This is a genomic window from Streptomyces sp. NPDC031554 (assembly GCF_055580685.1).
This window is the reverse complement of the sequence record NZ_JBVIKX010000003.1, coordinates 309,121-332,326: the sequence shown is the minus strand read 5'-3', so window position 1 is coordinate 332,326 and position 23,206 is coordinate 309,121. Positions and strand designations below refer to the sequence as shown.

Sequence of the window (23,206 nt, the reverse complement as noted above, 5' to 3'; positions counted from 1 at the left end):
CCCGCACCCCACGGTGCGGGTCCCGGCTGCGTCACGCGTCAGACAGGGTCAGGCGGAAACGATGTTCTCCGCCGTCGGGCCCTTCTGGCCCTGCGCGATGTCGAACGTGACCTTCTGGCCTTCCTGGAGCTCACGGAAGCCCTGGGAGGCGATGTTCGAGTAGTGGGCGAAGACGTCGGGACCGCCGCCGTCCTGCTCGATGAAGCCGAAGCCCTTTTCAGAGTTGAACCACTTCACGGTGCCGCTGGCCATTTTTTTCTCCTTCGGGACGGTTCGGAGTCACTCTGTGTGCCTCCGGTCGCCGTGATGATCACCCCGATGGAAAAACCTTCTGGCAACCACAACTGCAACTGACGACGACACTAGCACGGCGCGTTCGGCCGAGTGGGCGGCACAATTTCGCCTGGTGGGCGGGGTGCGGGAATATTCCCCGGGCGCTGCGTCAATTTCTCATCCGGTGACCACAGATATTGGTCCGCCCGCGCCCCCGCCTTCCCGCCGGGACGCCGGTCGCACCCCTGTGACCTCGCATGACGACCGGTACGGGTGCCGTCCCGCGGGAAACCCCGTACTCCCGAATTCCCTCCGAGTGCGACGAACGACACATCGGTGGGAACACGAGTCCGACGAGCGGACGCCCCCCTCGCGGTCCGCCCGGCACGATCCGACGGACGGGCCCTGGTCCTGCCGGTGGATCCCGGTTGGTCCTGTCGGTGGATCCCGCGGGGCCCGCCGTACTGCGTTCCGAGTAGGGGGATTGTCGGCAGGCGGACGACGACGGGCCGGGGGTGGTCGGGCGAGGCTGGGCGGACAGTCGGCACCAGATGCGGAGACCCCCTGTCGTGGCTACTTTCCTCTATCGCGTGGGCCGCCTGGCCTTCCGGCGGCGCTGGTACGTCGCCCTGGTCTGGGCGGCGGTCCTGGCCGCCGTCGGGCTGGGCGCCCTCAAGGCCCCCGGGGCCGCCGACGAGCAGTTCTCGATGCCGGGCATCGAGTCCCAGAAGGCGTTCGACCTGCTGGAGCAGCGCTTCCCCGGCACCTCCGCCGACGGCGCCACCGCACGGGTCGTCTTCGTCGCACCGGACGGACAGAAGGTGACCGCGGCCGGGAACCGGCGGGCCGTCGAGGACACGGTGGCCGGCCTGGCCGACGGGCCGCAGGTGGCGAGCGCCGCCGACCCGTTCCAGGCACGGGCGGTCAGCGAGGACGGTTCGACGGCGTACGCGACCGTCACCTACGAGGTCGCGGCGAACGAGCTCACCGACGACAGCAGGACCCGCCTGGAGCGGGCCCTCACGGACGCCCGTGACGCCGGGCTGACCGTCGAGGCCGGCGGCGACGCGCTGGAGAACGGCGCGGGACCGGGCGGCGTCGCCGAGATCATCGGCATCTCGATCGCCGCGGTCGTCCTGCTGGTCACCTTCGGTTCGCTCGCCGCGGCCGGACTGCCCCTGCTGACCGCGATCATCGGCGTCGGCGTGAGCATGGCCACGATCACGGCCCTCTCCGACGCCCTCGGCCTGTCCACGACGACCGGCACGCTGGCGATGATGCTGGGCCTGGCGGTCGGCATCGACTACGCCCTGTTCGTCGTCTCCCGCTACCGGGAGGAACGCGGTCACGGCCGCACGCCCGAGGAGGCGACCGGGCTCGCGGTCGGCACCGCCGGGTCGGCGGTCGTCTTCGCGGGCCTCACCGTGGTCATCGCCCTGGCCGGACTCTCCGTCGTCGGCATCCCGATGCTCACCAAGATGGGTCTCGCCGCGGCGGGCGCGGTCGTCCTGGCCGTGCTGATCGCGCTGACGCTGGTGCCGGCGTTCCTCGGGTTCTGGCCGAACGCCGTACTGGCGCGCAGGTCCCGCCGGACCGGCCCGGCCGCGGGCGGCGCCGCCGACAACGGCGGCACCCGCTGGGCGCGGTTCGTGCTGCGCCGCCCGCTGCCCGTGCTGCTGCTGGGCGTGGTGGGCCTGGGCGCACTCGCCCTGCCCGTGGCCGATCTGCAGCTGGGCATGCCCGGTGACGAGGCCAAGCCCACCTCCACCACCGAGCGCCGGGCCTACGACGCGCTCGCCGACGGCTTCGGACCCGGCTTCAACGGGCCCCTGACCGTCGTCGTCGACGCGCGCGGCGGCTCCGACCCGAAGGCGGCCGCGCAGGCCGTCGTCGACAGGATCGGCGGCACCGAGGGCGTCGTCTCCGTCTCCCCGGCCCGCTTCAACGAGGCCGGCGACACCGCCGTCTTCTCGGTCGTGCCGTCCACCGCGCCGACCGACGAGCGCACCAAGGACCTGGTGAAGGCCATCCGGGGCGAGCGCCCCGGCGTCGAGTCCGGGACCGGCGCGACCTTCGAGGTCACCGGCAGCACCGCGCTGAACATCGACATCGCCGACAAGGTCCAGGCCGCGCTGGTGCCGTACCTGATCGTCGTGGTCGGTCTGGCGGTCGTGCTGCTGATGCTGGTCTTCCGGTCCCTGCTGGTCCCGCTGAAGGCGGCCCTCGGGTTCCTGCTGTCGGTGCTGGCCTCCCTCGGCGCGGTCGTCGTGGTCTTCCAGCAGGGCCACGGCGCCGGGATCCTCGGCGTGGAACAGACCGGCCCGATCATGAGCCTGATGCCGATCTTCCTGGTGGGCATCGTGTTCGGCCTCGCCATGGACTACGAGGTCTTCCTCGTCTCCCGCATGCGCGAGGCGTACGTCCACGGCGAGCGGCCCGGCCAGGCGGTCACGTCCGGCTTCCGGCACAGCGCCCGGGTGGTCGTGGCCGCCGCGCTGATCATGATCGCGGTCTTCGCCGGGTTCATCGGCGAGCACGACTCCATGATCAAGATGATCGGGTTCGGGCTGGCCGGAGCCGTCCTCTTCGACGCCTTCGTCGTCCGGATGGCGATCGTGCCCGCCGTGCTCGCCCTGCTCGGCCACAAGGCCTGGTGGCTGCCCGCGTGGCTGGACCGGATCCTGCCCCGCGTCGACGTGGAGGGCGAGGCGCTCGCCCACCGGCCCGGCCCCGGCGAGGGGCACCCGGCCGACGAGCCGGCCGCCGACAGGGAGCCGGCCCGCGCCTGAGCCCGTCCGCCCCGCCGGACCGGGACCGTCCGTGGTGAACGCCACGGGCGGTCCCGTCGCCCGCCGCGGCGGCGGGGGCCACGATGGACCCAGCACCACCGACCGGAGAGCCGAACCCCGATGAGCAGCAGCCTCGAGCGCTACACGGACCGCCTGGAGAAATACTCGGAACGCGTCGGGAAGTACGCGGACCGCCACACCCGCCTCATCGACCTGGCGGTGGTCCTGGCGCTGATGGGCTGCGCGAGCCTCGGCAGCTCCCTCACCATGCCCGGCATCCCCCCGCCCGACCACGGCGGGACCGCCACCGCCCTGATGGGCGTCTCCTGTCTCGCCCTGCTGCAGTACCGCTGCCGTCCGCGCACCGCCGTCGTCGTCACCGCGGTCTGCACGGTGGTCGCGGTCGCGCTCGGGTACCTGGTCACCCCGCTGCTGCTGGGCCCGATCATGGCGGCGCTCTACTGGCTGGCCACGATGACCGACCCCAGGACGACCCGGGCCTTCGGCGTCGTCACGACCGGGGCGGTGACGGCCGCGGCCGTCTTCTCCGACAGCATGGACGACCTCTCCCTGCTGCTCAGGACGATCGGCCCGGTCTTCTGGCTGATGCTGCCGCTCGCCGCCGGCACCATGACCCGGCTGCGGCGCGCCTACCTCCAGGCCGTCCAGGCCCGCGCCGAGCACGCCGAGCGCACCCGCGAGGAGGAGGCCCGGCTGCGCGTCACGGAGGAGCGCATGCGCATCGCCCGGGAACTGCACGACGTCGTCGCGCACCACCTGGCGCTGGCCAACGCCCAGGCCGGCACCGCCGCCCACCTCGCGCTCACCCGCCCGGAGCAGACGAAGAGGATCCTCACCGACCTGACCGGCACCACGTCCTCCGCGCTGCGCGAGCTGAAGGCGACGCTGGGACTGCTGCGCCAGAACGACGACCCGGCCGCCGGCCCGCTGGAACCGGCCCCCGGCCTGGCCCGCCTGCCCGAGCTGGTCGCGGCGTGCGAGTCCGCGGGGCTCACCGTCACGGTCACCACCGAGGGGGAGCCCCGGCCGCTGTCGCCGGGGGCGGACCTGACCGCGTTCCGCATCGTGCAGGAGGCGCTCACCAACGTCACCAAGCACGCGGGCAGTCACTGCGCGCGCGTACGGCTGGTGTACTCCGGGGCCCGGCTGGTGATCACGGTCAGCGACGACGGCCCGGCCGCCGCCGCGGCGCCGCCCGCCACCGCGCAGGGCCGCGGCTTCGGCGTCCTGGGCATGCGCGAACGGGCCCACTCCATCGGCGGCGAACTGCGCCTGGGCCCCCGCCCGGAGGGCGGCTTCGAGGTCACGACGGCGCTGCCGCTGATCCCCGAGGCCTGACCGCCGCCGGGCCGGGGGAGGGACTCAGAGGCCGAACTCCTGCGCCGACAGGCCGAGGACCGAGCAGGCCTCGCGCAGGACCTGCTCCTCGGCCGGCGCGACGTACCCGTCCGCACCCGCGACGACGAACCCGGTCTGGACGACGGCTCTGGCCTCCGTCGGCTTCTTCGCGGCCTTGGCGATCTCCTGGAGGACCTCGGCCTTGCCCTGGGGGAAGTCGAACGCCAGCCGGTCGACGTGCTGGTTGAAGCGCTGGCGCAGCTGCTCGGGCGGGAAGTTCTGCAGGACGTCGTTGTGCAGGATGAGCGACTCCACGTGCTGCCGCTCGGCCGGGTCGACGTGCCCGTCGGCGGCGGCGACCAGGGCGCACATCGCCATGCTGGCGTCGCGGTAGGCGCCGCTCTTCAACTCGGTCTTGAGGGAGGTGAGCTGGGACTTGAGCGTGCTCACCAGCTGGGCGCGCGAACCGCCGGCGCCCCCCGGCCGCCCGTGGCCGCCGGAGCCCCGCGCCCCCTGTGCCTGCTGGAGCCCCTTGGCCTGGTCCTTGATCCGATCCCACATCGCCACGTGTGCCACCCTCGGCTTCAGCCCTGTCGTTCCGGTCCGACGCGCGGCTCGCACGCGTCACCCTGCCAACGCCCGCCACGACGACGAAGTTCCGCACGGACCGGGCCGCGGGGCGGAGCCGCTCCCGGGGGCCGGAGCGGCCGGGGACACGGCGCCGACATCCCGTCACCCTGTCACTCCGTCACCCTGTCGCTCCGTCGCTCCGTCACTCGGACCTCCCGGCGTTCCGTCATCCCGGCCGACGGCCGGGCAGCCGACGGCCGAGCGGCCCCCGCCGGCCGGTGCCCCCGGCCGGATCCTCGCCCCCGCCCCGCGGGGCGAACCCCTCGTCCCGCGGGTCCGGGCCCCCGCCCCGCGGCCCGTGCGGGCTAGGATCCCGGCCATGGCCCTGACCGTGAACGACGTGGAACGGTTCGAGGCCTCCAGGTCACGCCTGGAGGCCATCGCCTATCGGCTGCTCGGTTCGGCGAGCGAGGCCGAGGACGCCGTGCAGGAGACGTTTCTGCGCTGGCAGGCCGCCGACGTCGCGCGCGTCGAGGTTCCCGAGGCCTGGCTGACGAAGGTCCTCACCAACCTGTGCCTCAACCAGCTCACCTCGGCCCGCGCCCGGCGCGAGACCTACGTCGGCCAGTGGCTCCCCGAGCCGCTGCTCGCCGGGGACCCGATGCTCGGCCCCGCCGACACCGCCGAACAGCGCGAGTCGGTGTCGTACGCGGTCCTCGCGCTGCTGGAGCGGCTGTCGCCCGGCGAGCGGGCGGTGTACGTGCTGCGGGAGGCCTTCGGCTACCCGCACCGGGAGATCGCCGGGATCCTCGACATCACCGAGGCCGCCAGCCAGCAGCTGTTCCACCGCGCGAAGAAGCACGTCGCCGACGGCAGGGCCCGCACCGAGATCGACGAGGCCGCCGCCCGGCGGATCGTCGACGAGTTCCTCGCGGCCGCCGTCAGCGGCCGGACCGAGCCGCTCGTGCGGCTGCTCACCCAGGACGCCGTCTCGATCGGCGACGGCGGCGGCAAGGTCCCGGCCCGCGCCAGGGCGTTCGAGGGCGCGCTCGCGATCGCGAAGTTCCTGCGCGGCCTGTTCCGGCCCGGCAAGGCCAAGCGCGCCCTGATCGGCGACGCGGTCGAGATGTACGCCGCCGTCGCCAACGGCGACCCCGCGGTCGTCGTGGTCGCCGACGGCCGCGTCGTCGGCGTCATGTGCCTGGAGGTCACCCCGGAGGGCATCGCCGGGCTCCGCAACCAGGTCAACCCCGACAAGCTCGAACGCGCGACGCGGCACTGGGTGGCCGCCGGCGGCGGCGCGCCCGTCCGCGTCACGTTCTGACGCGGGTGTGACGCGCCTCACACGCCGCTCCCGTCAGGAAACGCGGGGCCGCCCGGTTCAAGGGGCGAACCCGCTCAAGACAGGAGCATGGAGATGCAGCACCGCATCATCGTCCTCGGAGCCGGATACTCCGGAGCCGTCGCCGCCGGGCGCCTCGCCAGGCGGCTGCACCGCGAAGACGTCGCCATCACCCTCGTCAACGCCGAGCCCGACTTCGTCGAGCGCGTGCGGATGCACCAGCTCGCCGTCGGCCAGGACCTCAGGCCCCGGCCCTTCGCCGAGATGTTCGCGGGCACCGGCGTGGAGACGGTGCTCGCGAGGGTCACCGCCGTGGACGCCGACCGCCGGACGGTCACGGTCACCGGTACGGGCGCCGGCACGGACACCGGCGGGGACGCCGGCACCGGGACCGCCGGGCAGCGGGAGCTGGTGTACGACACCCTCGTCTACGCCCTCGGCAGCGCCTGGGACGACCAGGGCGTCCCCGGTGCCGCCGAGCACGCCCACGAGATCGCGAGCCGCCCCGGAGCCCTCCGGCTGCGCGAGCGCCTGGCCCGCCTGGACGCCGGGCAGCCCGTGGTGGTGGTCGGCGGCGGCCTCACCGGCGTGGAGGCGGTGACCGAGATCGCCGAGGCCCGCCCCGACCTCGACGTCGCCCTCGCCGTCCGCGGCGGCCTCGGTGACTGGCTCTCGCCCAAGGGCCGCGGGCACCTGCGGAAGGTCTTCGACGGCCTCGGCATCACCGTGCACGAGCACGCCCCCGTCACCGCCGTGGGCGCCGACCGCGTCACCACCGCCGACGGCACGTCCCTGCCGGCCGCGGTCACCGTGTGGACCACCGGCTTCGCCGTCCACCCGATCGCGCGGGACACCACCCTGGAGGTCACCGGCACCGGCCAGATCGTCGTCGACGGGACCATGCGCTCGCTCTCCCACCCGGACGTGTACGCCGTCGGCGACGCGGCCGCGGTGACGGGTCCCGCCGGCAAGCCGCTGCGCATGTCGTGCGCCTCCGGGGTGCCCACGGCCTGGCAGGCCGCCGACGCCGTCGCGGCCCGCCTGACCGGCACGAAGATCCCGCAGGTGTCCGTCCGGTACTTCAACCAGTGCGTCTCCCTGGGCCGCGGGCAGGGTCTGATCCAGTACGTCACCGCGGACGACCGGGCCCTCCGCGCGGCCCTGACCGGACGCGCCGCCGCCCTGTACAAGGAACTGGTCTGCAAGGGCGCGGCCTGGGGGGTGGCCCACCCCACCCTGGGCCTGCCGGTCCGCCGCCGCCGGATCGCGGGCGGAGCGGCGCGGACGCCGGCCCCGGCCGGGACGCCGGCCTGACGGGCGGCGCGCGGGAGCCGGTCCCGGAGCGGCCCGGCTCCCGGGGCGGTTCGCTCCCCGCGACCGGCCCGGCCCTCGTGACAGGCCCTCGTGACAGGCCCTCGTGACCGGCCAGGCCCTCGTGACCGCTCCGGTCCCCGCGCCCGGCCCGGTCCCCGCGAGGCGTCCGGTCCCCGCGAGGCGTGAGGCGTCCGGTTTCCGTGACCCTCCCGGGTGACTCCTCCTACACTCGCCGTCACACGCCGTGCCGACGGAAGGGGGACCGGATGCCGCCGGAGGCGATGGCCGGGCCGGGGGGCGACGCGGTGCCGGGTCCGACGCTGGACCGGCTGCTGTCGGTCATGGGGACCGGTGCGCTGGAGCTGTGCGTGGCGCCGCGCGGCCTCGGGGCGGTGGTCGAGGGCGTCACGGTGCTGGACCCGCTGGAGCGGGGGCCGGCGCGGGGGCGGGTGCTGCTGGCGGTGGGCGTCGATCCGAGCTCGGCCGCCGCCGTCGACGCCGTGCGCGAGGCCGCCGGAGCGGGCGCCGCCGCGGTCGTGTTCGGGCGGGGCCGGTCGGGCCCGCCGTCCGAGGCGCTGCGGGCGGCGGCCGAGGAGGGCGGGACGGCGCTGCTGCTGCGGACGCCGTGGTGCGGCTGGACCGAGCTGGTCGGGGCGCTGCGGGCCGGTCTGGTGCTGTCCGGGGTGCCCGCCGATCCGGCGGTGTCCGCCGTGCCGCCGGGCGATCTGAACGCGCTGGCCGACGCGGTCGCGGTCCTGGTCGGCGGCGCGGTGACGATCGAGGACCTGGAGTCCCGCGTCCTGGCGTACTCCTCCACCGAGGAGGAGGTGGACGAGCTGCGCCGGCTGACGATCCTCGGCCGCCGGGTGCCGCAGTGGCGGGTCTCCGCCATGCGGGAGGCCGGGTTCTTCCGGGCCGTGTGGGGATCGGGGGACGTCGTCCACCGGCCGGCGCACGGGGACGATCCCGAACGCCTGGTGGTGGCCGTCCGGGCGGGCGGTGAGGTCCTCGGCTCGATCTGGGTGGCGGCCGCGGGCGGCGACCTGCCGCCGCACGCCTCCGACACCCTGCGGTCGGCGGCACGGGTGGCCGCCGCACATCTGCTGCACCACCGCTCCCACCGGTCGCCCGCCCGCCTGGCCGAGGACGCGGCCCGCGCCCTGCTCGACGGACTCGGGTCCGCCGCCGTCCTGACCGAACGCACCGGGATGCCCGCGCGGGGGCACTGCGCCGTGCTCGCGGTGCACGCCGGGACGGCGGGCGGGGCCGAGGAGGCCGCGAGGCTGTGCGCGCTGCTGGCGGTGCGGTGCGGCGCGTACGACGTCACCCCGGTGGTGCTGCCGGCCGACCGGGGTGCCCTGGTCCTGCTCGGCGCACTGCACCAGGACGTGGCGCGGGCCCGTGAGCAGGTGGCGCGGACGGGGGCGGCGCTGGTCCGGCAGGTGGCCGACACGTTCGGTCCCGACGCGAGGATCGGTCTCGGCACCGTGGTCGGGGCCCTGGCGGACCTGCCCGAGTCCCGCCGGTCGGCGGACCTGGCCCTGCGGGCCCTGCTCTCGCCGGGAGAGCACCGCACGGCAGCCTTCGCGAGCGAGGTGGCCGAGACCGTCGCCCTGAACCAGATGCTGGACACGCTGACGGACACGCCGGCGGGCACGGTACCGGCGCCGGACACGCCGGTGGCGCGACTGGTGGCGTACGACGCCGGGCACGGCGGGGGCACGATGGTGGAGACCCTGCGCGCCTACCTCGACCACTTCGGTCATGTGCCGGACACCGCGCGGGCGCTGGGCGTGCACGCCAACAGCCTGCGGCACCGGATCGGCCGGCTCACCGAGCTGTCCGGGCTCGACCTCGGCGACCCGGACGCCCGGCTCCTCGCGCAGCTGCAGCTGCGGCTGCTGGAGCGCGACGGCGGACCGGCCCGAGCCCCGGACGCGAGCCGCAGTGCATGAGCCGCAGTGCATGAGGCGCAGTGCATGAGCCGTCGAGGGTGAGCTCCCGGGTGTGAGCCCTCCGGGCGCGAGCCGTCGGACGGTACCCCCTCGGACACCTCCGTCGGACGCTCCACGCCGTCGGACGCCCACGCCGTCGGGTGCCGCCACGAGGAAGGGGTGCCTCCTTCGTGCCCGCGCACCACGACGAGCGCCCCGCGCCCGCCGTGTCGCCCCCCGGTGAGAACCGCGGCGCACGACACCGGAACTCCCGACGAAGACATCCGCACCGCCGCGTGGGGAACCTGGTGGTCCCGCCGCACGGCAGGCGTGCGGTGGTCGGAACCCAGGGCTCCGGGAGGGTGCGGGATGAGCGTTTCCGCCACGAACAGCAGGCACGAGGGTGAGGCCGGGGCGGCCCGGCGCGAGCGCATACTGCGGGCGGCCGTGCGGCAGGGCCTCCTGGACCCCGACACGGCGCTGCTGGCCGGGTTCGTCGACCTCGACGGCGTGGACGCGACCGTCGCCTCCCTGCGGAAGGCGTTCCCCGGCTCCCTCCGTGTCCTGCACGCCTTCGCGGCCAAGGCGAACTGCCTGGTCCCCGTCCTGGAGGAACTGCGCCGGGGCGGCATGGGCTGCGAGGTGGCCAGTGCCGGTGAACTGGACCTGGCGCTGGAGGCCGGCTTCGACCCCGCGCACGTCGTGTTCGACTCGCCGGCCAAGACCCGGGCGGAACTCGCCCGCGCCCTGGACCTCGGCGTCGCCGTGAACGTGGACAGCTTCCAGGAACTCGCGCGCGTCGACGACCTCCTCGCCGTCCGCGACACCGCCTCCCGGATCGGCGTGCGCGTCAACCCGCAGGTCGGCGGCGGTTCGATCGGCGCCATGAGCACGGCCACCGCGACCTCCAAGTTCGGCGTCCCGCTGACGGACGAGGGCAGCCGGCGGCGGCTGCTGCGGGCGTACCGCGACCGCCCCTGGCTCACCTGGGTGCACACGCACGTCGGCTCGCAGGGCTGCCCCCTGGACCTGATCGCCGAGGGCGTCGCCGCGGCGGTGGCGTTCGCCGAGGAGGTCAACGCCCACCTCGGCCGGCGCCAGGTCACCGGCATCGACATCGGGGGAGGACTGCCCGTCAACTTCGCCGACGACGAGACGGCCCCCGGCTTCGACACCTACGTGGACCACCTGCGCACGCACGCCCCGGCCCTGTTCTCCGGCGCCTACGAGATCGTCACCGAGTTCGGCCGCTCCGTCCTGGCCAAGAACGGGTTCATGGCCGCGTACGTCGAGTACACCAAGACAGTCGGCGGCCGCCCCGTCGCCATCACCCACGCCGGTGCCCAGGTCGCCACCCGCACCGTGTTCGCCCCCGACGCCTGGCCCCTGCGGATCGAGGCCCACGACCCCCGGGGCGCCGCCAAGCACGGGCCGTCCGTCGCCCAGGACGTCGCGGGCCCGTGCTGCTTCGCCGGCGACCTGCTGGCCCGCGGCCGCGCGCTGCCCCTCCTCGACGCCGGCGACCTCGTCGTCGTACCGGACACCGGCGCCTACTACTTCTCCACGCCGTTCCACTACAACAGCCTGCCCGAGCCCGCCGTCCACGGCGTCCGGGTCGACGCCGACGGCCACGTCGTCTTCCGGCCGATCCGGCCCGCCCCGGCCGCCGGTAGCGCCGGCCCGGTCGTCGCGGGGCGATGACCGGCTCTCCGCCGAAAGGAAGGTGCAGCAGCCATGAACGCACGGCGCGCCCGGTCGGGGCGCCCCACGGAGCCGCCCCGGCGGGAGGCCGCCCGGCGGCGGTCGTCCACCGCGGCCGCGCGCTGCCGCCGTACCGCGTGCGACCTCACCCGGTGGCTCTCGCGCCGGCGCCGCGCGGCGGCCGACCAGTTCCTGCGGGGCGCCTGCTACGGCGCCGGCACGACCGTGGCCGGCCTCCTGGCGGTGTGGCTGCGGACCCGCTGACGGCGGCGGTCCGCGAGCGGGTCGCGCGCACGTGGTCGACGAGGAGGGTCCACCCGCTTCTCGCGGATCCTGATCACGCGGTGCGCAGCTCCCGGCTGCTCCTCCGCGTCCCTGTACGGGCCCTCCCCGTCACCCACAGGAGACCACGGACGCCGCCGCGCGCAGAAGGGCCGTCCGGCCCCTCGCCCGGGGCCGGACGGCGCGGGCGGAGGGGGCGCGGGTCCGGCGCACGGCGTGCCGTCACCGCGGGGGAGGCGCCGTACGGTCCCCACGGGGGCGCCGGCCGGCCCCGTGCCGAAGGGCGGCGCCGGGGTGACCCTGGAGGGGGGAGCGAACGCGCTCCCCCGGACGTCGGTCGTACGGCGGGAGGCGTGATGAGCGGTGTGGTGGTCGTCGGTGTGGACGGGGCGTCGTCGAGTCTCGCCGCGGTGGAGGAGGCGGCGCGGGAGGCGCGGGCGCGGGGCGCGGCCCTGCGGATCGTGCACGCGTTCCTCTGGCCCGCGATGCACGTGCCCACGGGCCCCTCGCCGCTGGGGCCGCCCGACGGCGGGATCCGCACCATGGTCGACCGGCTGACGGCCGAGGCGGTCGAGCGGGCGCGGGCGACGGCGCCGGACGTCGACGTCCGGCACGCGGTGGTGGCCGGTGAACCGCTGACGGTCCTGGAGGCGCAGTCGCGCGAGGCGGAGCTGGTGGTCGTCGGGTCGCGGGGGATGGGCGGGTTCGTCGGTCTCCTGGTCGGGTCGACCGCGGTGCACCTGGCGGCGCACGGCCGGTGCCCGGTGCTGGTGGTGCGCGAGCCGGCCCGCGCCGACGGTCCGGTCGTCGTGGGCGTCGACGGCTCGGCGGCGGGCCGTCGGGCGGTGGAGTTCGCGTTCGCCGAGGCGGAGCTGCGCAAGGTGCCGCTGGTGGCGCTGCACGCCTGGACCACGTGGAACGCGCCGCTACCCGCCCCGCAGGACGCGGCGGAGCCGTACGCGAACCCGTCGGGCGCCCTCGCCGGCGAGGAGGACCGCCTGCTGTCCGAGGCGCTCGCCGGCTGCCGCGAGCGGTTCCCCGGCGTGGTGGCGGACCACCGGGTCGTGCACGGCGGGACACGGGAGGCCCTGATCGGGGCCAGCGGGTCCGCGCAGCTGCTCGTGGTCGGCGCCCGGGGCCGCGGCGGCTTCACCGGCCTGCTGCTCGGCTCCGTCAGCCAGGCCCTGCTGCACCACGCCCGCTGCCCGGTCGCGGTGGTGCGGGGAGCGGAGGCGTCCGGCTGATCGCACCCCCGCGCACCCCCGCGCACCCCCGCGCCCGGCCCGCGCCCCCGCGGGCCCTCCCGCGGCGCGGGCGGGCGGCGGGCCGGGGCCGGCCGTGCGGGGGCACCGGGCAGGGCCGGGCAGCCCCTGGGAACGGCCCCGGAGCCCCGCGGAGGCGCGGAGCGACCGTACCGGGCCCGGGACCCGGACCGGACCTGCTCCGGACGCCCGGCGGGCACGGGACCCGGACACCGGCCGTCCAACCGTTCGGCCATCCGTTCGGCCATCCGTCCGGACCGCGGTTCGTCCGGCGGTTCGTCCGGCCGTCCGAACGGCGATATTTCGCTCCTTGATTGTCACTGGCATGCCATACGCTGCTCTCCTCGGCAGCGTCCACACACCCGTCGTCGGTGTGAGGGGGGACGCGCGGCCGCTCATCTCCGCCCGGTGACCACCGGGCCGGTTTCTGTGGGGGTTCACATCACCGTGCGCACGCGCACCATCTCGACCGCGACCGCGCTGGCGGTCGTCTTCAGCTCCGCGGTCCTCGCCGTGGGCACCGCGGGGACGGCCGCGGCCGACTCCGCCAGGACGCTTCCGGTGAAGTCGGTCGGCGACCTCGTCGTGGACGGCGCCCACCAGCGCGTCTACGTCTCCGACCCGACCGGCGGCAAGATCGTCGTCACCGACTACACGGGCGCCGTGAAGGCCACGCTGACCGGGCTCCCCGGCGTGAGCGGCCTCGCCCTGTCCGCCGACTCCGGGCAGGTGTACGCCGCCGTGACGAACGGCGGCCGGATCGTGTCGGTGGACACGGCGACGTACGCGCAGACCGCGAGTCACCCGGTCGGCGCCGCCCCGGGCGACCTGGAGGTGGTGGACGGCCGGATCTGGTTCGCCCACGACACCGACTTCGGCTCGCTGGACCTCTCCGGCGCCGAACCCGTCGTCCACCTCGCCGAGCGGGGCGACGTCGGCTTCCACGGCGCGTACGGCATGTTCCTGGCGGCCGACCCGGCCGTCCCGGGCGTCCTGGTGGCGGGCAACGGCGGCACGCTCGCCGTGTACGACGTCACCGCCGACGGAGCCGTGCTGCGGACCAAGGGCGACATGGACACCGCCGTGAAGCAGCTGGACCTGACGCCGGACGGCGGCCAGGTCCTCACCTCGTGGGGCAGCCCCGAGTACGGCTACGGCATCGGCGCCTACTCGGCCACCGACCTCACGGAGGCGGCGGGCTACCCCATCGACGCGTACCCGAACGCCGTACGGGTCGCGCCCGACGGCAGCGTCGCGGGCGGCAGCTTCTCCTGGTACGACCCCGACGTCCACGTCCACCGGCCCGGCGACCCGACGCCGACGCGGGAGTACGACTTCCCCAACACCGGCAACAGCAGCGGTGCCGACACCCTCGTGGACGGCGCGCTGGCCTGGGCGCCGGACTCGAGCCGCGTCTTCGCCGTCTCGGTGAACACCTACGGCACGTACACCCTGCGCGCCCTGACCGACCCGACCAAGGAGCTGCCCGCCCTCACGGTGGCGGCCCCCGCGACGGCGGAGCGGGCCAAGAAGCTCACCGTCACCGGCCGGCTGACCTCGAGGACGGCCCTGCCCGCGGGCACCGCCCTGAGGGTGATCCGCACCGACGTGGAGTCCCCGGCCGGCAAGGCCCTGGCCACCGTCAGGACGAGGGCCGACGGCGGTTTCTCCTTCACGGACACCCCGCCCGCCGGCGGCAAGGTCACCTACAAGGTGTCCTACGCGGGTGACGCCACGCACGCCCCCGCCGCCGGCTACGACGCGGTGCAGGTCTCGCGCAAGGCGACCGCGCTGACCCTGACCAACAACGGCAAGCTGTACGCGTACGGCAAGGACGTCACGTTCACCGCGCACCTCGGCGCGACGTACAAGAACCGCACCGTCTCGATCTACACGGACCCCTTCGGCTCCGACAAGCCGAAGAGGCTGCTGAAGAAGGCCAGGGTCAACTCCGCGGGCAACCTGTCGGCGGTCGTCGACATGACCCGTGACACCACCGTCACCGCCGTCTTCGACGGTGACGCCCGGTACGCGTCCAGGACCGCGAAGTCGACCGCGTACGCCCAGGCGAAGATCTCCACCGCCGTCTCCCGGCACTACAAGACGGGCAGGATCGGCTCCACGACGTACCACTACTTCCGCAAGAACACCGACCCGGTGTTCACCACGACGATGAACTACTACGCGGGCCGCAAGCAGCGGTTCCAGCTCCAGGTCTACTACCAGGGTTCCTGGTACGACTCCGGTTCCGAGTACTTCGCCGTGGGCACCGACGGCAAGTCGGCCGTACGCCTGGAGGCGCCCGGTGAGTCCGGCATCCGGGCCCGGATGCGCTCGTCGTACGTCAACGGCTCCTCCGGCGACTCCGTCAACTCCACCACCCACGGCGCCTGGAAGTACTTCGTCTTCACCGACTGACGGCGACACCACACCCGCTCCGGCCGACGACGTCGCGCCGGGGCGGGTGACGTGTGTCGGTCCCCCTCCCGCGCAGGCGGATTCGACGGGTCCTGTTCCTCCGCGCGGTGAACTCCCCGGGAAAAGAGCCGGAGACCGGCATGGACGGTCCGGTCAGGACTGCCGGGATCCGGCAATGCGGCGCGACGCCGGCACGGGCAGGATGCGGGTGAGGGGAGCACGCCAGGAAGGTCTCGATGCCGGGCACCGGCAGGTGCCCGGCATCGGACCGCCCGGGCGCGCCGAGGCCGTCGCGGGACGGAACCGATCGGGGGTGGGGAATGCGGACGTTCGTCACGGTCGCCACGGGGCTGCCGGTCTCCCCGTCCCCCGTCTCCTCGTCCCCCGCCCCCCTGACGGCGTCCGCCGACGTCCGCGGGGCCGATGAGGACGCGGCCCCCGGCACGGTCCTCCTGCCGGAGCAGCCCGCCTCCCCGGGACCGGCGCGTGCCCTGACGGGGCCCTCCGCCCCCGCCGCCGTTCCCGCGACCGCCCGGGACGCGACCCGGGCGCCGGTACGGCTGCCGTACCGCCTTCGCCCCGACGAACCCGGGCCGTCCACGCCGGACTCCGCCGGACCGCGCCGCACGGTCCGTCCGGAGCGGGCGGACGACGGCCTCCTCCGGGGCGACCGCCCCGACGCGGCACCCCGGGCGCACGACCGGACCGCCTGAGCCACAGCCACAGCCATCACCGCGGCCGTACACCGCTCGGGCCCGCGGAGGCGCCCTCGCGCGGCCGTACGGAGGCGCGGGTCCGCTTTTGGGCCCCGGCACGCGCCTCCCCCTGATCCTTCCGACTCCCGAGGACATCCGGGCCCGCCCGGCCTCGGGCACCTCACCCGCCAAGGATGCTTGCCATGACCACCATCACCGTGGGCGTCGGCGTCTGCCTGCTCACCGCGCTCCTCCTCTTCCTCGCCGTCTCCCTGCTGTTCCGCAAGGTCGAGCAGGGCAAGGCCCTGATCGTCTCCAAGCTGCGCAAGGTCGACGTGACCTTCACCGGGCAGGTCGTGCTGCCCGTGCTCCACAAGGCCGAGGTGATGGACATCTCGGTGAAGACCATCGAGATCACCCGGGCCGGCAAGGAGGGGCTGATCTGCCGGGACAACATCCGCGCCGACATCCGCATCTCGTTCTTCGTGAAGGTCAACAAGACCGTCGAGGACGTCGTCAAGGTCGCCCAGGCCGTCGGCACGGCGCGGGCGAGCGACCGCGACACCCTGCAGGAGCTGTTCCACGCGAAGTTCTCCGAGGCCCTCAAGACCGTCGGCAAGCAGCTGGACTTCACCGACCTGTACACCAAGCGGGAGGAGCTGCGGTACCGGATCATCGAGGTCATCGGCGTCGACCTCAACGGCTACCACCTGGAGGACGCGGCGATCGACTACCTGGAGCAGACGCCGATCACCCAGCTCGACCCGGCCAACGTCCTCGACGCCCAGGGCATCCGCAAGATCACCGAGTTGACGGCCGTGGAGCACGTGCGCACCAACGAGGCCCAGCGCACCGAGGAGAAGGAGATCACCCGGCAGAACGTCGACGCCCGCGAGGCCGTCCTGGAGCTGGAGCGCCGCCAGGCCGACGCCGAGATCAAGCAGCGGCGGGAGATCGAGACCGTGCGGGCCAGGGAGGAGGCCGAGACGGCGAGGGTGGTGGAGGAGGAGCGGCTGCGGGCGCAGAGCGCCTTCCTGCGGACCGAGGAGCAGCTCGGGGTGCAGCGCGAGAACCAGGCCCGCGAGGTCGCCGTCGCCGCGAAGAACCGCGAGCGGGTCATCGCCGTCGAGAGCGAGCGGATCGAGAAGGACCGGCTGCTCGAGGTCATCGCCCGCGAGCGGGAGACCGGACTGACGCGGATCGCCGCCGAGAAGGAGGTCGAGGCGGAGCGGCGGGAGATCGCCGAGGTGATCCGCGAGCGGGTCGCCGTGGACCGCACGGTCGCCGAGCAGGAGGAGTCGATCAAGAGGCTGCGTGCCGTGGAGGAGGCGGAGCGGCAGCGGCAGGCCGTCGTCATCGCCGCGGAGGCCGAGGCGCAGGAGAGGCTGGTCAAGGACATCAAGGCCGCGGAGGCCGCCGAGCAGGCCGCCGTGCACCGTGCCGCCGAGGAACTCACCCTCGCCGAGGCCCGGTTGAAGAGCGCCGACCTCGACGCCCGGGCCAAACTGCGGCTGGCGGAGGGCGTCCAGGCGGAGGCCGCCGCGGAGGGCCTGGCGGCCGTCCGGGTCCGGGACAAGGAGGCCGAGGTCGTCGAGAAGACCGGCCGTGCCGAGGCCGGGGCGACCGAGGCGCGGATGCGGGCCGAGGCGGAGGGCGCCCGGGCGAAGGCGCTCGCCGAGGCCGAGGGCGTCGGCGAGAAGCTGAAGGCGGAGGCGGCCGGCCTGACGGAGAAGGCGGCGGCGATGGCCGCGCTCGACGAGGCGTCCCGCGGCCACGAGGAGTACCGGCTGCGGCTCCAGGCGGAGAAGGACGTCCGGCTGGCCGGACTCGAGACGCAGAGGCACGTCGCCGAGGCGCAGGCCACCGTCCTCGCCACCGGCCTGGAGAACGCCGACATCACCGTCGTGGGCGGCGAGTCCGTCTTCTTCGACCGGCTGGTCTCCTCGATCTCGCTCGGCAAGAGCGTCGACGGGTTCGTCCGGCACTCCGAGACGGCACAGGCCCTCGCGGGGCCCTGGCTGGACGGTTCGTCGAGCTTCACCGACGACCTCGGCCGCGTCCTCGGCTCGGTCTCCACGGCCGACGTGCGGGACCTGACCGTCTCCGCGCTGCTGATGAAGCTGATGAAGACGGGCGGGGCCGACTCCGGCGCCCTGCGGCAACTGCTCGACAGGGCGGGCGAGCTGGGGGTCGCGGACGCCTCGCTCGCGGCCCTGAACGGCAGCGCGAAGGCCTGACAGCCGTGGTCCGGAGCTGCCGCACAGGGGACGGCAGCTCCGGGCCGCTCCCCCGACGTCCGAGAGGGACCCCATGACCACCGGCCCGGCCACCGGCCCGCGCGAGGCGCTCGACACGAGCCCGCACGACGCGCTCGACACCGGCACGTACGAGGTGCTGCGCGACCGGCTCGCCGCGCAGGCCGCCGAACTCGCCCGCCGCGCCGAGGCGCTCGACAGCCGCCGCGTCGAGGAGTTCGGCGCGGCGCGCCTGGAACTCACCGGCACCGGGCGGCTGGACACCGCGCACGGCTGCGTGCCCCGCGACCTCGTCGCCGTCGGCGACGTCCTGCTCCTCGGCCACGACGCCCCCGCCGGCCGGGGGCCCGCCACGGCCGTCGGCGACGTCTTCACGCTGTACGACCGCGACCTGGGCCGGCTGCCCGACGACGCCGTGCCCGGCTTCCTCGACGACCCCGGTTTCGTACGGGAGTTCGCGGCACTGCACCGCTACTACAGCCAGACCCGGCTGGTGCGTCTGCGCCGCGTCGAGGGCCGGCTCCTGGCCGTCTTCCGGACCGGCGCCGAGGCGGGCGACCTGCGCGTCCTGCGCTGGGGGATCGCCGACGACGGACGGGTGTCCTTCCTCGACGCGCGCGGCGACCGCGACCACGTCCCGCCGCCTGCCCACGACTTCACCTGGACCGCGACGACCCGCGAGGACCACGTCCTCGGCCGCCACCCGCACGTGTCCGTCGAGGGCGAACTCTTCGTCACCACCGTCGGCGGCGCCCTCACCGTCAAGACCGAGAACGACACGGAGACGGACGAGGGCGTCCACTCCGAACCCGTCGACGAGCCGCTGCAGGCGCTCGCCGACGCCGACATCGCGTACGCGCGGGTGGGCGTCCTGATCCTGCTGCGGGTCCGCCCCTACAAGGAGGACGCCCACCGGTACCTGGTGTTCCACACGCTCACCGGGAGCGTCGTCCGCCTCGACGGCCTCGGGCGGGCGTGCCGCCGCCTGCCCGAGGACCAGGGCATCGTCTTCCCCGGCGGCTACTGCCTGGCCAACGGCTCGTACCGGACCTTCGACGGTGCCGCCGGCCCCGAGGACCGGGCGGCGCCGGAGCACGAGCGGACGGTCCGCTCGCCCGACGGCGAGCACGTCCTCTTCGCGTTCCGCGCGCCCGCGGCGGGCCGCGGCGTCCTGCTGCCGTACGACGTGGTCCGCAAGGAGGTCGCGGCGCCGCTGACCTGCCGGGGCTGGGCCCTCCTCGACGACGGCACGATGGTCCTGCTGCGCGGCGACGGCGACGAGCCGCGACGCGCGCATCCCGTCCAGGTCTGGAGCTCCCCCCACCTCTCCGACGCCCGGGCCGCCGACCGGCCGGTCGGCGACGGGCCGCTCGCCCGCGTCGGCAACGCCGACCTCGTGCGGGGCGTCTCCGCGTGCCTGTCCGTCGCCGGGGCGGCCACCGCGACCGCCCCGACGAGCGAGGTGTACGAGGAGCTGATCGCGGCCTGCGACCGGACGGCCGACGCCTGCCACTGGCTGGGGGACCCCGCGCTCGGGGACCTGCGGGAGCCGCTCACGCGGGTGCGGACGACGGCCGGGCAGGTGCTGGCCGAGTTCGGGACCGTCCGGGAACTGACCCGGCGGGCCGCCGACGCGCTCGACGAGGCGGCGGACCGTGCCGGCCGGGTGGTGCGCCGGCTGCGGGGCGAGGTCCCGCGGGGCGCCGCCGCCTGGGTGGCCGGCCTGACCGAACTGCGGCGGGCGCACGGCCACCTGCTCACGCTCAGGGACCTGCGGTACGCCGACACGGACCGCGTCGACGAACTGGCCGCGGACCTCGAGGCCGACCTCGTCTCGTTCGGGCAGCGGGCGGTCGCGCAGCTGGCCCGCGACGACGCGTTCGCCGACGGGCACGCGGAGGCCGGGCGGCTCGTCGCGGACGCGGCCGCCGTCACCACCGTCGACGGGGCCGGACCCGTCGCCGCCCGCATCGACGAACTCGCGGCCGGGCTGGGCACGGTGACCGAGGTCGTCGCGGGTCTCGACATCGGCGACACGACCGTCCGCACGGCCGTCCTGGAACGGATCTCCGAGGTGCTGGCCGGTGTCAACCGCGCCCGCGCCGTCCTCGACGGCCGCCGCCGCGAGCTGCGCCACCGCGAGGGCCGCGCCGGGTTCGCCGCCGAGTCCGCCCTGCTCGGCCAGGCCGTCACCGGCGCCCTCGCGTCCGCCGACAGCCCCGAGGCGTGCGACGAACACCTCGCCCGCCTGCTCCTGCGGGTGGAGGACCTGGAGGCGCGGTTCGCGCAGTCCGACGGGTCCGACGACGTCCTCGGCGAACTCGCCGACCGGCGCGACGAGATCACCGAGGCGTTCGCCGTCCGCAAGCAGGACCTCGCCGACGCCCGGGCCCGCCGCGCCGAGCGCCTGGCCGACTCCGCGGTCCGGGTCCTGGGGACGGTCGCCCGCCGGGCCCGCGCGCTCCCCGACGAGGACGCCGTCGCCACGTACTTCGCCTCCGACCCGATGCCCGCCAAGGTCCGCCGCACCGCCGGCGACCTGCGCGCGCTCGGCGACCCGGTCCGGGCCGAGGAGCTGGAGGGCCGTCTGGAGGCCGCCCGCCAGGAGGCCGGCCGCGCCCTGCGCGACCGCGCCGACCTGTACGGCGACGACGGCCGCACCGTCCGCCTGGGCACCCACCGCTTCGCGGTGAACACCCAGCCGCTCGACCTCACCCTCGTCCCGCACGGCGACGGCCTGGCCTTCGCGGTCACCGGCACCGACTACCGCTCCCCGGTCACCGGCCCCGGCTTCGAGGCGGGCGACCCCGACGCGGACCGTCCGCTGCCGTCGGAGTCGCCCGCGGTCTACCGCGCCGAGCACCTCGCCGCCCGGCTGCTCGACGAGCACGGCCCGGCGGGCCTCGCCGGGGCCGACCTGCCCGCCCTCGTGCGCCGGGCGGCCCAGGAGGCGTACGACGAGGGGTACGAACGCGGCGTCCACGACCATGACGCGGTCCTGATCCTCACCCTGCTGCTCCGCCTGCACGAGGGCGCGGGCCCGCTCCGGCACGAGCCGGCGGCCCGCGCGGCCGCCCAGCTGTTCTGGGCGCACCGCACGACGGCCGGCGAACGCGGGGCGTGGACCCGGCGGGCGGTGTCCCTCGCCCGCGCCCGGGAGACGTTCGGGCTCGCGCCCGCCGTCGCCGACCTGTGCCGGGAGCTGGCGGAAGCGATCGGCGGAGAGTCCGCGGACGCCGCCTCCGCCTACCTCTTTGACGAACTGACCGGCGGTCCCGAGGGCTTCGTCGTCAGCGCCGGTGCCCGCGCCCTGCTCGACGCGTTCCACCGCGCGGTGGCCGCGACCGCGTACCACGAGGACCTCACCGCCCTCGACGACCCGGGCGCACGCCGGCAGCTGGCCGAGGCCTGGCTGTCCGCGTACGCCGCCGCCACCGGCGCGGACGTCGCGCCCGGCGACCTGGCGGAGGCGGTGGCCGCCGAGCTGTGCCCGGAGCTGGTCCGGTACGGGTCCGACGCGCCCCTGACCGGGACGGTCGAGGGCCTGCTCGGCACCCACCCCCGCATCGACGGCGGCACGCTCACGGTCCGGGTCGACGAACTCCTCGCGCGGACACGGGCGTTCCGGACGCACGAGGTGCCCGCCCACCGGGACCGCCGGCGTCGCCGCACGGCCCTGGCGGCGGCGGAACGCGCCCGGCTGCGCCTGGACGAACACCGTCCGGCGGTCCCGCCGGGGTTCGTCCGTAACCGGCTCGTGGACGAGGTGTACCTGCCGCTCGTCGGGGACAGCCTGGCCAAGCAGCTCGGCACCACGGGCGAGTCCGGGCACGCCGCCACCGGCGGCCTGCTGCTGCTCCTCTCCCCGCCCGGTTACGGCAAGACGACCCTCGTGGAGTACGTCGCCGACCGCCTCGGCCTGATGCTGGTGAAGGTCAGCGGCCCCGCCCTCGGCCGCGCGGTGACCTCGCTCGACCCGGCCGAGGCCCCGGACGCCACCGCCCGCCGGGAGGTCGAGAAGATCAACTTCGCGCTGGCGGCGGGCGGCAACACCCTCCTCCACCTCGACGACATCCAGCACGCCTCGCCCGAACTGCTGCAGCGGTTCATCCCGCTGTGCGACGCCACCCGGCGCGTCGAGGGAGTGCGGGACGGCGAGCCGCACACGTACGACCTGCGCGGCAAGCGCTTCGCGGTGTGCATGGCCGGCAACCCCTACACCGAGTCCGGCGACCGCTTCCAGGTGCCCGACATGCTCGCCAACCGCGCCGACGTGTGGAACCTCGGCGACGTCCTGACGGGCAAGGAGGACGCCTTCGCCGCGAGCTTCGTCGAGAACGCCCTCACCGCCAACCCGGTCCTCGCCCCGCTCGCCGGGCGCTCCCCGGCCGACCTCGACCTGCTCGTCCGGCTCGCCGGGCACGACCCCACGGCCCGCGCCGACCGGCTCGCCCACCCGTACGCCCCCGCGGAGCTGGAACGCGTCCTCGCGGTCCTGGGCCACCTGCTCACGGTCCGCGAGACGGTCCTGGCCGTGAACGCCGCGTACATCGCCTCCGCCGCGCAGTCCGAGGCGGCCCGCACCGAGCCGCCCTTCCGGCTCCAGGGCTCGTACCGCAACATGAACAAGATCGCCCAGCGGGTCCGGCCCGTCATGGACGCCGCCGAGGTGGCGGCCCTGGTCGACGACCACTACCGGGCCGAGGCCCAGACCCTCACCACCGGCGCCGAGGCCGGCCTGCTCAAGCTGGCCGAACTGCGGGGCACGCTCACGCCCGGACAGGCGGCCCGCTGGGCGGAGGTGAGGGCCGCCCACGTCCGCACCCGGGCCCCCGGCGGTCCGCAGGACGACCAGCTCGTCCGCGCGGTCGCCGCCCTCGGCCTCCTGGCCGACCGGATCGCCGCCGTGGAGGCGGCCATCGCGCGGGCCGCCGCTCCGCGCACCCCGCCCGCGTCCCCGAACGGCCGGCACGCGGCCCACCCGGTCCGCCGCACCGAGGGGGCCTAGGGTC

Annotated in this window: 14 protein-coding genes; 12 read left to right on the top strand and 2 right to left on the bottom strand. The window is 75.2% G+C overall.

The features are described 5' to 3' along the window. Window positions 1–48: 48 nt before the first annotated feature. Complete coding sequence (locus tag ACZ5FU_RS10140) at window positions 49–252, bottom strand: cold-shock protein (RefSeq protein WP_451527820.1); 204 nt, start codon at window positions 250–252, stop codon at window positions 49–51. A 590-nt stretch (window positions 253–842) separates the two neighbouring features. Here ACZ5FU_RS10140 and ACZ5FU_RS10135 point away from each other — a divergent pair. Further along, a complete protein-coding gene (locus ACZ5FU_RS10135; RefSeq protein ID WP_469045193.1) occupies window positions 843–3,062 on the top strand; it encodes an MMPL family transporter in 2,220 nt (739 codons plus the stop codon). A 120-nt stretch (window positions 3,063–3,182) separates the two neighbouring features. Further along, entirely contained in the window at window positions 3,183–4,421 is a 1,239-nt protein-coding gene (locus ACZ5FU_RS10130; protein WP_451778325.1) for a sensor histidine kinase, read from the top strand. A gap of 24 nt (window positions 4,422–4,445) precedes the next feature. On the opposite strand, the gene ACZ5FU_RS10125 is transcribed toward ACZ5FU_RS10130, so the two are convergent. After that, complete coding sequence (locus ACZ5FU_RS10125; RefSeq protein WP_451527817.1) at window positions 4,446–4,988, bottom strand: tellurite resistance TerB family protein; 543 nt, start codon at window positions 4,986–4,988, stop codon at window positions 4,446–4,448. 382 nt (window positions 4,989–5,370) lie between these two features. Here ACZ5FU_RS10125 and sigJ point away from each other — a divergent pair, with 382 nt between their 5' ends. From sigJ to ACZ5FU_RS10075, 10 genes are all read left to right on the top strand, one after another. Continuing rightward, on the top strand, window positions 5,371–6,315 hold the full coding sequence (gene sigJ / locus ACZ5FU_RS10120; RefSeq protein ID WP_469045192.1) for an RNA polymerase sigma factor SigJ: 945 nt from the start codon (window positions 5,371–5,373) through the stop codon (window positions 6,313–6,315). A 93-nt stretch (window positions 6,316–6,408) separates the two neighbouring features. Continuing rightward, entirely contained in the window at window positions 6,409–7,647 is a 1,239-nt protein-coding gene (locus ACZ5FU_RS10115; RefSeq protein ID WP_451527815.1) for an NAD(P)/FAD-dependent oxidoreductase, read from the top strand. 266 nt (window positions 7,648–7,913) lie between these two features. After that, on the top strand, window positions 7,914–9,602 hold the full coding sequence (locus ACZ5FU_RS10110; protein ID WP_451527814.1) for a PucR family transcriptional regulator: 1,689 nt from the start codon (window positions 7,914–7,916) through the stop codon (window positions 9,600–9,602). Between the two features lie 348 nt (window positions 9,603–9,950). Next, complete coding sequence (locus tag ACZ5FU_RS10105) at window positions 9,951–11,282, top strand: type III PLP-dependent enzyme domain-containing protein (RefSeq protein WP_451778317.1); 1,332 nt, start codon at window positions 9,951–9,953, stop codon at window positions 11,280–11,282. A gap of 33 nt (window positions 11,283–11,315) precedes the next feature. Beyond that, on the top strand, window positions 11,316–11,546 hold the full coding sequence (locus ACZ5FU_RS10100; RefSeq protein WP_451527812.1) for a hypothetical protein: 231 nt from the start codon (window positions 11,316–11,318) through the stop codon (window positions 11,544–11,546). Between the two features lie 374 nt (window positions 11,547–11,920). Beyond that, entirely contained in the window at window positions 11,921–12,808 is an 888-nt protein-coding gene (locus ACZ5FU_RS10095; RefSeq protein WP_468646008.1) for a universal stress protein, read from the top strand. A gap of 465 nt (window positions 12,809–13,273) precedes the next feature. Further along, window positions 13,274–15,244, top strand: a complete 1,971-nt coding sequence (locus ACZ5FU_RS10090; protein WP_469045191.1) for an Ig-like domain repeat protein — start codon at window positions 13,274–13,276, stop codon at window positions 15,242–15,244. A gap of 320 nt (window positions 15,245–15,564) precedes the next feature. Continuing rightward, window positions 15,565–15,957, top strand: a complete 393-nt coding sequence (locus tag ACZ5FU_RS10085; RefSeq protein ID WP_451527809.1) for a hypothetical protein — start codon at window positions 15,565–15,567, stop codon at window positions 15,955–15,957. Window positions 15,958–16,142: 185 nt separating this feature from the next. Then, window positions 16,143–18,176 (top strand): flotillin family protein, encoded by a 2,034-nt coding sequence (locus ACZ5FU_RS10080; protein ID WP_468646004.1) that lies wholly within the window; start codon window positions 16,143–16,145, stop codon window positions 18,174–18,176. A 73-nt stretch (window positions 18,177–18,249) separates the two neighbouring features. Then, window positions 18,250–23,202: a DNA repair ATPase gene (locus tag ACZ5FU_RS10075; RefSeq protein WP_469045190.1), complete on the top strand. Its 4,953-nt coding sequence runs from the start codon at window positions 18,250–18,252 to the stop codon at window positions 23,200–23,202. The last annotated feature ends 4 nt before the right edge of the window (window positions 23,203–23,206 follow it).

What these genes read in the sequence shown, in the direction of transcription:
- ACZ5FU_RS10140 (WP_451527820.1), bottom strand. Translation starts at nt 252, where the DNA reads ATGGCCAGCGGCACCGTGAAGTGGTTCAACTCTGAAAAGGGCTTCGGC.
- ACZ5FU_RS10130 (WP_451778325.1), top strand. Translation starts at nt 3,183, where the DNA reads ATGAGCAGCAGCCTCGAGCGCTACACGGACCGCCTGGAGAAATACTCG.
- sigJ (WP_469045192.1), top strand. Translation starts at nt 5,371, where the DNA reads ATGGCCCTGACCGTGAACGACGTGGAACGGTTCGAGGCCTCCAGGTCA.
- ACZ5FU_RS10115 (WP_451527815.1), top strand. Translation starts at nt 6,409, where the DNA reads ATGCAGCACCGCATCATCGTCCTCGGAGCCGGATACTCCGGAGCCGTC.
- ACZ5FU_RS10110 (WP_451527814.1), top strand. Translation starts at nt 7,914, where the DNA reads ATGCCGCCGGAGGCGATGGCCGGGCCGGGGGGCGACGCGGTGCCGGGT.
- ACZ5FU_RS10105 (WP_451778317.1), top strand. Translation starts at nt 9,951, where the DNA reads ATGAGCGTTTCCGCCACGAACAGCAGGCACGAGGGTGAGGCCGGGGCG.
- ACZ5FU_RS10100 (WP_451527812.1), top strand. Translation starts at nt 11,316, where the DNA reads ATGAACGCACGGCGCGCCCGGTCGGGGCGCCCCACGGAGCCGCCCCGG.
- ACZ5FU_RS10095 (WP_468646008.1), top strand. Translation starts at nt 11,921, where the DNA reads ATGAGCGGTGTGGTGGTCGTCGGTGTGGACGGGGCGTCGTCGAGTCTC.
- ACZ5FU_RS10085 (WP_451527809.1), top strand. Translation starts at nt 15,565, where the DNA reads ATGCGGACGTTCGTCACGGTCGCCACGGGGCTGCCGGTCTCCCCGTCC.
- ACZ5FU_RS10080 (WP_468646004.1), top strand. Translation starts at nt 16,143, where the DNA reads ATGACCACCATCACCGTGGGCGTCGGCGTCTGCCTGCTCACCGCGCTC.
- ACZ5FU_RS10075 (WP_469045190.1), top strand. Translation starts at nt 18,250, where the DNA reads ATGACCACCGGCCCGGCCACCGGCCCGCGCGAGGCGCTCGACACGAGC.